Annotated in this window: 11 protein-coding genes; 10 read left to right on the forward strand and 1 reads right to left on the reverse strand. The window is 65.0% G+C overall.

The features are described from left to right. Positions 1-11: 11 nt before the first annotated feature. Positions 12-1,529 (reverse strand): FGGY-family carbohydrate kinase, encoded by a 1,518-nt coding sequence (locus U5768_RS01500; RefSeq protein WP_322028608.1) that lies wholly within the window; start codon positions 1,527-1,529, stop codon positions 12-14. A gap of 180 nt (positions 1,530-1,709) precedes the next feature. Between U5768_RS01500 and U5768_RS01505 the strand changes: the two genes are divergently transcribed. The 10 genes from U5768_RS01505 (at position 1,710) to U5768_RS01550 (ending at position 12,892) form a co-directional block, all read left to right on the forward strand. Next, positions 1,710-2,687 (forward strand): sugar-binding transcriptional regulator, encoded by a 978-nt coding sequence (locus U5768_RS01505; protein ID WP_322028609.1) that lies wholly within the window; start codon positions 1,710-1,712, stop codon positions 2,685-2,687. Beyond that, complete coding sequence (locus U5768_RS01510) at positions 2,684-4,291, forward strand: FGGY-family carbohydrate kinase (protein ID WP_322028610.1); 1,608 nt, start codon at positions 2,684-2,686, stop codon at positions 4,289-4,291. Before U5768_RS01505 ends, U5768_RS01510 begins: the two co-directional genes overlap by 4 nt. A 21-nt stretch (positions 4,292-4,312) precedes the next feature. Beyond that, complete coding sequence (locus U5768_RS01515) at positions 4,313-5,821, forward strand: glycerol-3-phosphate dehydrogenase (RefSeq protein WP_322028611.1); 1,509 nt, start codon at positions 4,313-4,315, stop codon at positions 5,819-5,821. A gap of 52 nt (positions 5,822-5,873) precedes the next feature. Beyond that, on the forward strand, positions 5,874-6,806 hold the full coding sequence (locus U5768_RS01520) for a sugar phosphate isomerase/epimerase family protein (protein ID WP_322028612.1): 933 nt from the start codon (positions 5,874-5,876) through the stop codon (positions 6,804-6,806). Positions 6,807-6,818: 12 nt separating this feature from the next. Continuing rightward, a complete protein-coding gene (locus U5768_RS01525) occupies positions 6,819-7,841 on the forward strand; it encodes a dihydroxyacetone kinase subunit DhaK (RefSeq protein WP_322028613.1) in 1,023 nt (340 codons plus the stop codon). Further along, the gene (gene dhaL / locus U5768_RS01530) at positions 7,838-8,491 is read left to right on the forward strand and encodes a dihydroxyacetone kinase subunit DhaL (RefSeq protein ID WP_322028614.1); all 654 of its coding nucleotides are present in this window, start codon (positions 7,838-7,840) and stop codon (positions 8,489-8,491) included. The genes U5768_RS01525 and dhaL overlap by 4 nt, the downstream gene beginning before the upstream one ends. A 51-nt stretch (positions 8,492-8,542) precedes the next feature. Beyond that, a complete protein-coding gene (locus U5768_RS01535; protein WP_322028615.1) occupies positions 8,543-9,196 on the forward strand; it encodes a DUF2291 domain-containing protein in 654 nt (217 codons plus the stop codon). Then, entirely contained in the window at positions 9,193-10,749 is a 1,557-nt protein-coding gene (locus tag U5768_RS01540; protein WP_322028616.1) for a sugar ABC transporter ATP-binding protein, read from the forward strand. The genes U5768_RS01535 and U5768_RS01540 overlap by 4 nt, the downstream gene beginning before the upstream one ends. A 27-nt stretch (positions 10,750-10,776) precedes the next feature. Further along, positions 10,777-11,871 (forward strand): ABC transporter permease, encoded by a 1,095-nt coding sequence (locus U5768_RS01545; protein ID WP_322028617.1) that lies wholly within the window; start codon positions 10,777-10,779, stop codon positions 11,869-11,871. Positions 11,872-11,938: 67 nt separating this feature from the next. Next, the gene (locus tag U5768_RS01550) at positions 11,939-12,892 is read left to right on the forward strand and encodes a D-ribose ABC transporter substrate-binding protein (RefSeq protein ID WP_322028618.1); all 954 of its coding nucleotides are present in this window, start codon (positions 11,939-11,941) and stop codon (positions 12,890-12,892) included. The last annotated feature ends 58 nt before the right edge of the window (positions 12,893-12,950 follow it).

The following is a 12,950-nucleotide window of genomic DNA, read 5'->3' on the forward strand; positions in this document are numbered from 1 at the left end:
ATTCTCCGGATTCAGTTCGCGATGGCCGCATGATCGAGCGCGGGCCACAACGGCGTCATGGCTGCGGCGAGCCGCGACCAGAGCGCATACGCCTCGTCGAGTCGGGCATGCCGCTGAGTATCGGGAGCGTAGGTGCGCGCCACCCGGCACGCCCGCGCGCATGCATCGGAGAGCGAAGCAAAAATGCCCACGCTGACGCCGGCGCATAGCGCCGCGCCAAGCGCGCTGGCTTCCTGACTCTCGGGAATATCGATTTCGACGCCAAGCACATCGGCGAATAGCTGCGCGAGCAAGGGGCTCGACGATCCACCGCCGGTCAACCCGGCGCGGCGCGCGGGAAACGCGCTCGTCAATGCTTCGATGTGCCAACGATGATTGAACACCATGCCCTCGATCACGGCGCGCGCCAGATGCGCGCGGCGATGCCACGAGCGTATGCCGAAGAACGACGCGCTTGCGGGCTGCTCGAACGGCGAGCCGAACAGAAACGGATGAAACATCACCGAACTCGGCTCCGCGAAGGCGCCCTGGATTTCGTCGCCGATCAGGTCGAACAGGGAACAGCCGCGCCGCGCGGCTTCCTGCGCCTCGTGCTGAAAGAGTTCGCGCAACGCCCAGTCGACATTGCTGGACGACGCGGGCGAAATGGACATGTTCATCCACTGGCCGGCCCGCGTTCCGTTGCGGCATGACCAGCGCGGATCGAGCTGCGGGCCATCGGACAAAATTTCGTTGATGCTGAACGTGCCCGCCGTAACCGAAAGAACGCCCGGCTCGATATTGCCCATGCCCAGGGCGCTCGACGTCACATCGTGCACGCCGCAGGCAACGGGTGTGCCTTCTTTCAGGCCGGTTTGCGCGGCGGCCTGCGCCGTGACGCGGCCAGCGGGCGCGGCCGACGCGACGATCTCAGGTAAAGCGTGGCCAATCGACGCCAGGCCGTAAAGCGCGAGGACATCGTCGCTGTATGTTTGCGTGTTGACGTCGGTGAAGGAAGAGCTTGCTTCGGTCGGATCGGTGGCCGCCGCGCCGGTCAGGCACAGGCGCAGCCAGTCCTTGCAGAACAGCACGTGGCCGATCTTCGCGTAGCGCTGCGGCTCGTTGAGCTGAATCCACTTGAGCAGGCTCACGGCGGCATACGGATAGGGCTGTTGTCCCGTCAGCGTCAGCGCCTTTTTAAGGACGCCTGATTGACGCCACTGCTCGGTCACGTCGAAGGCGCGGCTGTCGAGCGACAGAATGCCCGCGCCGAGCGGCGCGCCGGCGCGATCGACGAGATAGAGTCCGTCGCCGTGGCCGGTTACGCCGACTGCCGCAATCGCGTCCGCCGGAATCTCGCCCAAGGCATCGCGAATGGCCCCGCAGGCCGCGGCCCACGTCTGCTGCATGTCTCGCTCCACGTGCCGTGCGCGCGGCTGGCGCTGCTCCACGCGCCGGCTTCCCACGGCGACGGTGCGCCCGGATACATCAAAGATCACGGCCTTGGTAGCGGTCGAACCGCTGTCGACGCCGAGCAGATATCGCTCCATTCGTGTCTCCACATCGTTTTGTGCGTTGCAACACACCGCTTCGAACCCGTCGGCCGTTCAAGGCGTATCCAGGGTTACAGCGGATGGTAATCGCCGAAGGGGATGCTTATCTTGGAATCATTGAAAAAAATTTCAGCACGAGAAAAAAATATCACTTTTTCACGTGCGCCAGGAGGCAACATGACGAAAATCGCCGGAAAGCGGGATGCCGAGGATAGTCTTGCGATACGCGCGGCGTGGCTGCACTACGCGGCCGGGCAGACGCAGGCCGACGTGGCGTCCCGGCTCGGCGTGAGCAGCGTCAAGGCGCATCGGCTGATTACGCGCGCCAATCAGAGCGGCGCGATCAAGTTCACGATCGACGGCGACGTTGCCGAGTGCGTGGTGCTCGAAGCCGAACTGGCGCGGCGCTATGGTCTGAGCTATTGCGAAGTGGTGCCGGATCTGCACGAAGGCGATTTGCCCTTGCGTGCGCTGGGCGTGGCCGGGGCCTATTTCCTGCAACGCGAGATCGCGGTACGGCAGGACGGCGTGATCGGCATCGGGCACGGCCGCACGCTCGCCGCCGTGGTCGCGAACATTCCGCGCATGGATGCGGGCACGGTGCGCTTCGTCTCGCTGCTCGGCGGCGTGACGCGCAAGTACACCGCGAATCCCTATGACGTCATCCACAAACTGGCCGATCAAACGGGCGCCGTCTCGTACGTGCTGCCGCTGCCGTTTTTCGCCAATACCGCCGAGGATCGTGAAGTGCTGCTCTCGCAGCGCGGCGTGCGCGAAGTGTTCGATCTCGCGGCGCATGCCGATTTGATGGTCGTCGGTATCGGCTCCGTGGATGAGGATGCGCAGCTCGTCGCGTCGCAGATGATCGAGCCCGCCGAAATCGAGGAAGTGCGCGGCAAGGGCGGCAAGGGCGAACTGCTGGGGCATTTTTTCAGCGATGCGGGCGAGTCCGTCGAGACCTCGCTGGCGGCGCGCACGGTGGCGCCCGCGCTGGCCGATTTGACGAGCCGCCGCATCGTCGCCATCGCCGGCGGCACGTCGAAGATCGCGGCCATCCGCGCCGTGCTCAACAGCGGCCTTCTCAGCGGCTTGATCACCGACGAGGTCACGGCGCTGGCGCTGAAGCAGGACGCCGTGGAGACGGAGGCATCGTGACGGGCAACGCGGCACAAGATCTCCTGATCGGCATCGATGCAGGCACCTCGGTCATCAAGGCCGTGGCTTTCGATTTGTCAGGACAACAAATTGCTGTGGCGTCGCTGCCGAACCGCTACGCAACGAGCGCGGACGGCGCGGCGACCCAGTCGCTCGACCGGACCTGGGCGGATTGCGCGCAGACTTTGCGCGACCTGGGCGCGAAGGTCGAGGGCCTGGCGCAACGCACGTGCGCACTGGCGGTCACCGGCCAGGGCGACGGCACGTGGCTCGTGGGCGCGGGCAACCAACCCGCGAGCGATGCGTGGCTGTGGCTCGACGCGCGCGCCGCGAACACCGTGCGCACACTCCAGGAAAGGCCCGCGAGCCGCGCGCGCTTCGAGGCAACGGGCACTGGCCTCGCCGCATGCAACCAGAGCGCGCAGATCGCCCACATGGCCGCGACGATGCCAGAGGTACTGGAGCGCAGCGAAGTCGCGCTGCATTGCAAGGACTGGCTATATCTCAACCTGACCGGCGTGCGGGCGACGGACCCATCGGAGGCGAGCTTCACGTACGGCAATTTCCGCACGCGCCGCTACGACGACGCCGTCATCGAGGCGCTCGGCCTGAGCGGGTGGCGGCGTCTGTTGCCCGATATCGTCGACGGGACCGAGGTCACGCATCCGCTCACTGCCCAAGCGGCGGCGGCGACGGGGCTGCTCGCCGGCACGCCCGTGTGTCTGGGTTTCGTCGATATCGTGCTGACGGCGCTGGGCGCGGGCATTCACACCGAAGGCGCGGCGGGCGCGAGTTGCTCGATCGTCGGCTCGACGGGCATGCACATGCGGGCCCTGCGCAACGAACACGTGCATCTGAACGCGGAAGGCACGGGCTACGTCATCGCGTTGCCGCTGCCGGGCATGTCGGCGCAGGTGCAGTCGAACATGGCGGCGACGCTGAACGTGGACTGGGTGCTCAATCTCGCGTGCGATCTGCTCACGCAGTTCGGCACGCGCCTGTCGCACAGCGACCGCATTCAGTGCATCGACGGATGGCTGCTAATGGGGCGGCCGGGCTCGCTGCTGTATCACCCGTACATCTCGGACGCGGGCGAGCGCGGGCCGTTCGTCGAGCCCAACGCGCGCGCCGACTTCATCGGATTGACGAGCGAAAGCCGATATCCCGACCTCTTTCGCGCCGTGGTCGAAGGGCTCGGCATGGCGGCGCGCGACTGCTATACGTCGATGGGCATTCCGATGCCGGACGAACTGCGCCTGACCGGCGGCGCAACGCGTTCGCGCGCATTGCGCGGCGTGCTCGGCGCCGTGGTCGGCGCGCCGACGCGCATCTCCACGCGCGAGGAAGCGGGCGCGGCCGGCGCGGCCATGATGGCCGCGGTCGCACTGGGCGTGTATCCGGACATGAACGCGTGCATCGCCGAATGGGTGACGCCGCTGCTGGGACAACCGGAATCGCCCGATCCGGAACTGACACAGTTGTACGCGCAACTTTTTCCCGCGTACCGCAAGGCGCGCGAGGCGCTGGTGCCGACGTGGGCCGAAACGGCCCGATTGCTGAAATCGCGGCATCGGCCCGACACGCTTTCCGCGAGCCTCAACTAACGTCGAACAGGGAACGCTGAAATGAGCGAGAAGGACATGGTGGACCTGTGTGTCGTGGGCGGCGGCATCAACGGCGCGGGCATCGCGCGCGATGCGGCGGGCCGCGGGCTCGCGGTGGTGCTGTGCGAGAAGGACGATCTCGCGCAGGGCACGTCGTCGCGCTCCGGCAAGCTGGTGCATGGCGGGTTGCGTTATCTGGAGTACTACGAATTCCGGCTCGTGCGCGAGGCGCTGATCGAGCGCGAAGTGCTGCTCAATGCAGCGCCGCACATCATCTGGCCGCTGCGCTTCGTGCTGCCGCATAGTCCCGGCGATCGTCCCGCGTGGCTCGTGCGCACGGGCCTCTTTCTGTACGACCATCTCGGCGGCCGCAAGAAACTGCCGGGCACGCGTTCGCTCGACCTGTGGCGCAACCCCGAAGGCGCGCCGATCAAGGACGAGTACCGCAAAGGCTTCGAGTATTCCGACTGCTGGGTCGACGACGCGCGCCTCGTGGTGCTCAATGCCGTGGACGCCGCGCGCCGCGGCGCCGAAGTGCTCACGCGCACCGCGTGCGTTTCGGCGCGGCGCGAAGGCGGCGCATGGCGCGTCGAACTGCGCGACGCGCGCAACGGCGCGACGCGCGTGGTGAACGCGCGGGCGCTCGTCAACGCGGCCGGGCCGTGGGTGTCGGAGGTGATCGGGCGCGCGGGCGCGCAATCGACGCGCAAGGTGCGGCTCGTCAAGGGCAGCCACCTGGTCACGCCGAAGTTCTGGGAAGGTCCGCATTCGTACCTCGTTCAGAACCACGACAAGCGCGTGATTTTCATCAACGCATACGAGGGCGACAAGGCGCTCATCGGCACGACCGACGTTCCGTGGGACGGCGCGCCGGAAACGGTGGCGATCACGAACGACGAGATCGACTATCTGCTTTCCGCGGTGAACCGCTATTTCAAGCATCCGCTGCGCAAGCAGGACATCGTGGAGACGTTTTCGGGCGTGCGCCCGCTGTACGACGACGGCAAGGGCAACCCGTCGGCGGTCACGCGCGACTACGTGTTCGATCTCGACGAGAGCGGCGGCGCGCCGCTACTGAATGTATTCGGCGGCAAGATCACGACCTTTCGCAAACTCGCGGAGCACGCGCTGCAACGGTTGCAACCGACGTTTCCGAAGATGGGCGCGAACTGGACCGCGACTGCGCCGCTGCCGGGCGGCGACATCGAAGGCGCGGACGTGCCGCGTTTCATGGCGCATCTGCAAAAGCAGTACGAATGGCTGCCGCGCAATCTGTTGCGCTATTACACGCAGACCCACGGCACGCTGACGGCTCAGGTGATAGACGGCGCGACCTCGCTCGCGGGGCTTGGCCAGCAGTTCGGGCCGAACTTCTACGAGGCGGAGGCGCGCTATTTGATGGCGAACGAATGGGCCGAATCGGCCGAAGACATGCTCACGCGGCGTACCAAGCACGGCTTGCACATGAGCGCCGCGCAAAAGGCCGCGTTCGAAGCGTGGCTCGACGGGCTCGTCAGGAAATCCGCGTGAACGACGCGTAGCGCAGCAAGGCGCGCCGCAACCGATACGACACGAGACAGACATGGCATTCACGCTTGCACTCAACACGAATCCGCTGGTGAACCGCTTTGCCGAGCCGGCGGATCTCATCGACGCCATTGCGCACGACATGAAAATCCGCGACGTGCAGTTGACGCACGAGTTCATCAATCCATCGTGGCCGGCGGCGACCACGCGCAGGCTCACGCGCGAGATGCGCGCGGCCATGACGCGAACCGGCGTGCGTATCACGTCGGGCATGACCGGGCCTTACGGACGGCTGAACCACTTCGGCCACCCGGATGCCGATGTGCGCCGCTATTACGTCGACTGGTTCAAGACCTTCGCGGACATTACCGCCGATCTTGGCGGCCACGCCATCGGTACGCAGTTCGCCATCTTCACCTACAAGGACTTCGACGACCCGGCGCGTCGCGATGAACTGATTCGGACTGCGATCGATTGCTGGTCGGAAGTTGCCGAGCATGCGAAGGCGGCGGGGCTCAAATACGTGTTCTGGGAACCGATGTCGATTGGCCGCGAGTTCGGCGAAACCATTGACGCGTGCGTGGCGCTGCAGGACAAGCTGAGCGCCGCGAACATGGCGATTCCCATGTGGATGATGGCCGATATCGACCACGGCGACGTGACCAGCGTCAATCCCGACGACTTCGATCCCTATGCATGGGCGCGCGCCGTGCCGCGCGTGTCGCCGATCATACACATCAAGCAGTCGCTGATGGACAAGGGCGGTCATCGCCCCTTCACCGCCGAATTCAACGCGCGCGGGCGCATTCAGCCCGCGCCGCTGATCGAGGCGCTGCACGCGGGCGGCGGCCGCGACAACGAGATTTGCCTCGAACTGTCGTTCAAGGAGCGCGAGCCGACGGACCGGCAAGTGGTCGAACAGATTGCCGAATCGGTGGCGTTCTGGGCGCCGCATTTCGATTCCGGCGCGGCCGACCTGAATATCTGAGGAGTCCGGACGATGCACGGCACAAGGACACAGAAGCTGATCAACGAAGGCGACGCCGCCGTCGACGAAATGCTCGAAGGCATCATGGCCGCCCACGGCGATCTGCTCACGCGCAACGACGGCGCGCCGCGCGCGATCATTGCGCGCAACGGACCGCGCGACGGCAAGGTGGCGCTCGTGATCGGCGGCGGGTCGGGGCACGAGCCGACGTTTGTGGGTTTCGTCGGCAAAGGGCTTGCCGATGCGGCCGTGATCGGCAACGTCTTCGCTTCGCCGCCGCCGCAACCGGCCGTGGATGCCGCGCTGGCCGCGCATGGCGGCGCGGGCGTGCTGTTCATGTACGGCAACTACGCGGGCGACGTAATGAACTTCGACATGGCCACCGAGATGCTCGAACTCGAAGGCGTCGAGGCGCGCACGGTGCTCACGACCGACGACATCGCGTCGGCGCCGCGCGAGAAGCGCGAAACGCGGCGCGGCGTGGCGGGCAACGTGTTTATCTTCAAGGCGGCGGGCGCGGCCGCCGACCTGATGATGCCGCTCGACGAAGTGGAGCGCGTGGCGCGCCATGCGAACTCGCGCACCTACACGCTGGGCGTCGCGCTCGCGCCGTGCTCGCTGCCGCAAACGCGCCGCCCCAACTTCGAGATCGCGCCGGGCGAGATGGAAATCGGCATGGGCATACACGGCGAGCCGGGCATGCGCCGCGAAGCACTGCGTCCGGCCGACGCCGTCGCCGACGAAATCATGGACGCGATTCTTGCCGAGATGAATGCCGCGAAAGGCGATCGCGTCGCCGTGCTCGTGAACTCGCTCGGCTCCACGCCGCTCATGGAACTGTACATCCTCAACCGGCGCGTGTCGCAGCGGCTCAAGGACGCCGGGCTCGTGGCGCATCGCACGCTGGTCGGACCGCTTTGCACGTCGCTCGAAATGGCGGGCGCGTCGATCACCGTGATGCATCTGGACGACGAACTCCAGCGCCTCGTCGATCACCCGTGCGAATGCGCGATGTTTCAGCAGAGGGCCGCATGACACGCGTACTGACCACCGCCGACGTGGCAAGCCTCTTTCGCGAACTCGCGAGCACCATCGCGCAAGCGCGCGACGAGCTTTGCCGCCTGGACGGCGTGATCGGCGACGCGGATCACGGCATCGCAATGGAGCAAGGCTTCATGGCCGCCTCGCAGGCGATCGAGGCGCTGCCCGCGCAGGCCACCCTCGCGGATCAGTTGAACGCGGCGGCAAAGGGCTTTTTGAATGCGGTCGGCGCTTCGTCGGGGCCGCTTTACGCCACCGCATTGATGCGCGCGGCGAAGGTCGCCGGCGCGCGCCAGGCATTGCCGCTGAACGAGGCGCCGGGCCTGATCGTCGCCATGGCGGAAGGCATCCGCTCGCGCGGACGCGCCGAAGTCGGCGAGAAAACCATGGTCGATGTCTGGGCGCCCGCTGCCGCAGCCGTCGAACAAGGCATGGCGGACGGCCTGCGGGTGCGCGAAATCATGACGCGTACGCGCGAGGCGGCCACGGCGGGCGCCGAGTCCACGATCGCGATGGTCGCGACCAAGGGGCGGTCGTCGCGTCTTGGCGAACGCAGCATTGGACACGTCGATCCGGGCGCGGCGTCGGCCGCGATGGTGCTCAACGTGATCGCGGAGAACTGGAGGAAACATGACGCGGACTGAATGGGCAGACGGCCAGCAACGCCGTCGCGCAGGCAAAAGGGAGGTGAGCTAATGAATACGGTTGCTTCATCGAAGGGTCACGCCCGGCGCGGCGTTCGCATGGCGATCGAGATCGTGTTGCTGGTGATCCTGCTGGTTGCGATGGCGTTGAGCACGAAGGTCGTGAAGATCGGCTCCGACGCCGATTCGCAGACCAAGGAATTCGAGCCGGCCGCCTACGGGAAGAAGCAGTTCCCGAAGACGCAGGCGGCGATCGAAAAGCGCGCGGTCGATGCCGCCACGCTGGCCGCGGCCATCGCGAAGGACCCGGATGCGGCGGGCAAGCAGTACGGCATGGCGGGCGGCGGTGTCGGTCCCGAGATGTCGGTGAAGTTCACCGGCGTGGCGGGCAAGCAGGATTCGGGCGTGTACGAAGTGAAAGTGCCCGGCTTGCCCGATTCGCTCATTGTCCGCGTGCAGACGGGGCCGGCGATCAACGGCACCGATCTGCGCGACGACACCGGCGACATCAGCTTCGGTCAGTTCACGAACCAGATCGACTATCAGAACGCCGGCTATGCGATCAATGCGGAAATGAAGAAAGAGGTCCTGTCGAAAATCGACACGACGAAGCTGACCGGCAAGACCGTCTCCGTCGTCGGCGTGTTCCAGCTAATCAATCCGAATGGCTGGCTCGTTACTCCTGTGAAGCTGGACGTCAAATGAGCACCGCAACTGCAACTACGGCGCCGTCCGCGGCGAAGGGCAGCGTACTGCTTTCGGCGCGCAACATCGTGAAGTCGTATGGCGGCGTGCATGCCCTGAAGGGCGTGAACTTCGAGATCCATCGCGGCAAGGTCACGACGCTGTTCGGCGAAAACGGCGCGGGCAAATCGACGTTGATGAAGATCCTCTCCGGCGTGGAAAAACCGACGTCCGGCGAAATCGAACTCGACGGCGAGCGCGTGGCCTTTACTTCGTCGAGCGACGCGCGCGATCACGGCATCTCGATCATTCACCAGGAACTGAGCCTCGCGCCGAATCTGAGTGTGCGCGACAACATCTTCATGGGCCGCGAATTGCGCACGCCGACCGGCGTGGACTTTGCCGAAGAAGCGCGCCAGACGCGCGCGCTGATGGTCGACCTGGAGGAAGAGATCGAACCGACGACGCTGATTCACGACCTGCGCCTCGGTCAGCAGCAGGTGGTGGAGATCGCGCGCGCTCTCTCGGTCGATTCGCGCATTCTCATCATGGACGAGCCCACTTCGGCGCTGAGCGCTTCCGAAGTCGAGGTGCTCTTCAAGGTGATTCGCGACCTGACGAGCCGCGGCGTTTCCATTGTCTACATCTCGCACCATCTCGAGGAAGCGTTGCAGGTCACGGATTACGCCGTGGTGTTGCGCGACGGAAAAATCACCGCGACGGCCGAGCGCAAGGACATCGACCTCGGCTGGATCGTGCGCAACATGGTGGGCGAGAACTTCGATCTCGGTTCGCCGCCCACGGGTTACGCGTTCGGCGAAACCGCGCTGGACATCGACGACCTCAGCGTGGCCGACGAAGGCGGTACGGGCGCCTCGGTGGTCGATCATCTATCGCTCAAGGTGCGCGCGGGCGAGATCGTCTGCATTTACGGTTTGATGGGCGCGGGCCGCACGGAACTGCTCGAGGCGGTGGCGGGGCGCACGCGTCTTCCCGTGACGGGCGGCAAGGTGCTGCTCGAAGGCGAGGACATGGCGTCGCTGAGCATCGCGGAACGCATTGCGAAGGGCCTCGCGCTGGTGCCGGAGGACCGGCAGCGCGATGGCCTCGTGCCGACCATGAGCGTGGGCTCGAACCTCTCGCTCGCGAGCATCCGCGCGTTCGTGAAGGGACTGCTGATGTCGACTGCCGCCGAGCGCGATCTCGTCGGCGAATCGATTCGCAACGTGCATGTGAAGACCGCGGGCGCGGGTGCGTCGATCCGCTCGCTATCCGGCGGCAACCAGCAAAAGGTGGTGATCGGCAAGATGCTCGCAACCGGGCCGAAAGTCGTTTTGCTCGACGAACCCAGCCGCGGCATCGACATCGGCGCGAAAGCGGAAGTGTTTCGCCTGCTCGCGGAGAACGCGAAGCGCGGGCTGGCCGTCGTGTATTCGACTTCGGAAGTGGGGGAGTGTCTGAGCGTCGCGCATCGCATCATCGTGATGCGGCGCGGCAAGATATCCGCCGAATTCGGCCCGGACGCCAACAAGGACGACATCATGGCCGCCTCGGGCGAAGCCGTCGTCGTCTGATCGTAGCAACGCCAGGAGACATTCAACATGAGCCACGCCGCCAAAACACAGAGATCCCACCGCTTCGGCGCGGAAGGGTTCGACCTTGGCAAGATCCTGCTCGAAGGACGCGCGTTTTTCGCGCTGATCGCCATCGTCATCATCTTTTCCTTCCTTTCCCCCAATTATTTCGCACTAGAAAATTTCCTGACCATGGCTTCGCACGTGGCCATTTACGGAATCCTTGCGATCGGCATGCTGCTCGTGATCATCAACGGGGGGATCGATTTGTCGGTCGGCTCGACGCTCGGGCTTTCCGGCGTCGTTGCGGGCTTCTTCATGCAGGGCGTGACGCTGAAGATGTTCGGCGTGGTGCTGTATCCGTCCGTTTGGGTGGTGGTGGTGCTGTGCTGCGCGCTCGGCGCGTTCATCGGCCTCGTCAACGGCGTTCTCATCGCGCGCTTCAGGGTGCCGGCCTTCGTCGCCACGCTCGGCGTGATGTACGTGGTGCGTGGCTTCGCACTGCTGATGACCAATGGTCTGACCTATAACAACCTGGGCGGACAGGCCGATCTCGGCAACACGGGCTTCGACTGGCTGGGCTTCGACCGGCTCTTCAACGTGCCCGTTGGCGTGCTGATTCTCGCCGTGATCGCGGTGCTCTGCAGCATCACGCTCAACCGCTCGGCATTCGGCCGCTGGCTTTACGCTTCGGGCGGAAATTCCCGCGCGGCGGAACTCTCGGGCGTACCCGTAAAACACGTGCAAATCAGCGTGTACATGCTTTCGGGCATTTGCGCGGCGATTGCCGGGCTGATTCTCTCGTCGCAACTCACCTCCGCCGGTCCGACGGCGGGCACGAGCTACGAACTGACGGCGATCGCGGCAGTGGTGATCGGCGGCGCTTCGCTGATGGGCGGCACCGGCAATATCCGCGGCACGCTGCTCGGCGCATTCGTCATCGGCTTTTTGTCCGACGGCCTCGTGATCATCGGCATTTCGTCATATTGGCAAACCGTATTCACCGGCGCGGTCATCGTCCTCGCGGTGCTGCTGAACGCCATTCAATATCGCCGCCGCGTCAAGCGCCCCGCGCCGACGGGCGGACAACTGGCTTCTCCGCAAAGCGGCGGCAAGGCATAGGCAGTACGACCGGCAAGCGGGAAGTGTATTGAAGCCCACGTTATCACCCACCAGAAAGAGACCTCTCATGAACACGAAGACAAAGACCACGATCCTTGCTGCCGTCGCCCTGGCCGCGCCCTTGTTCGCCGGACAGGCTCATGCGGCCGGCGGCCTCATCAGCATCATCGTCAACGATCCCGCGAATCCGTACTGGCTCGCGGAAGGCAATATCGCCTCGGCCGAAGCGAAAAAGCTCGGCTACACCGCGAATGTTTCCGCTTCGAAGGGCGACACGAACACCGAGAGCCAGCAGATCGATACCGCCATCACCAACAAGTCGGTGGCGATCATTCTCGACCCGGCTAACGCCAGCGGCTCGGTGGGCGCGGTGAAGAAAGCGCTGGCTGCGAATATTCCGGTGTTCCTCGTCAACGCGGAAATCAACCAGACGGGCCTCGCCAAGGCGCAACTGGTTTCGAACAACGCGCAAGGCGCCGCGCTGGGCGCCCAGCAATGGGTCAAGGACGTGGGCTCGAAGGGCAATTACGTCGAACTGCTCGGCGCGCCGTCCGACAACAACGCCGCGACGCGCTCGAACGGCTACAAATCCGTGTTGAGCCAGTATCCCGATCTGAAGATGGTGGGCTCGCAAGTGGCGAACTGGGACCGCACGCAAGGCTTCAATGCCACGCAGAGCCTGATGCAGGCGCATCCCGATGTGATCGGCATTATCAGCGGCAACGATGAAATGGCGCTCGGCGCAATTGCGGCGCTCAAGCAGTCGGGCAAGCTCAAGAGCGTGAAGGTGGGCGGTTTCGACGGCTCGCCGGCGGCGGTCGATGCGGTCAAGGCCGGCGAATTGCAGTACACGGTGCTGCAACCGGTTGCCGTGTTTTCCGCCAAGGCGGTGCAGGAAGCCGACCAGTTCCTGAAAACCGGCAAGACGGGCGCATCGAGCGAGAAGCAGCTTTTTGACTGCGAACTGATCACCAAGGCGAATGCTTCGAAATATACCGCGCCGTTCGTGCTTTCGAAGTGATTTGACTGGCGGACGCATTCGCGCGCGGGACTGACGGTTCGAATCATCCCGTTGGCTC

Origin of the sequence: Paraburkholderia sp. J76 (assembly GCF_905220295.1) — a bacterium.
Lineage (GTDB): Bacteria > Pseudomonadota > Gammaproteobacteria > Burkholderiales > Burkholderiaceae > Paraburkholderia.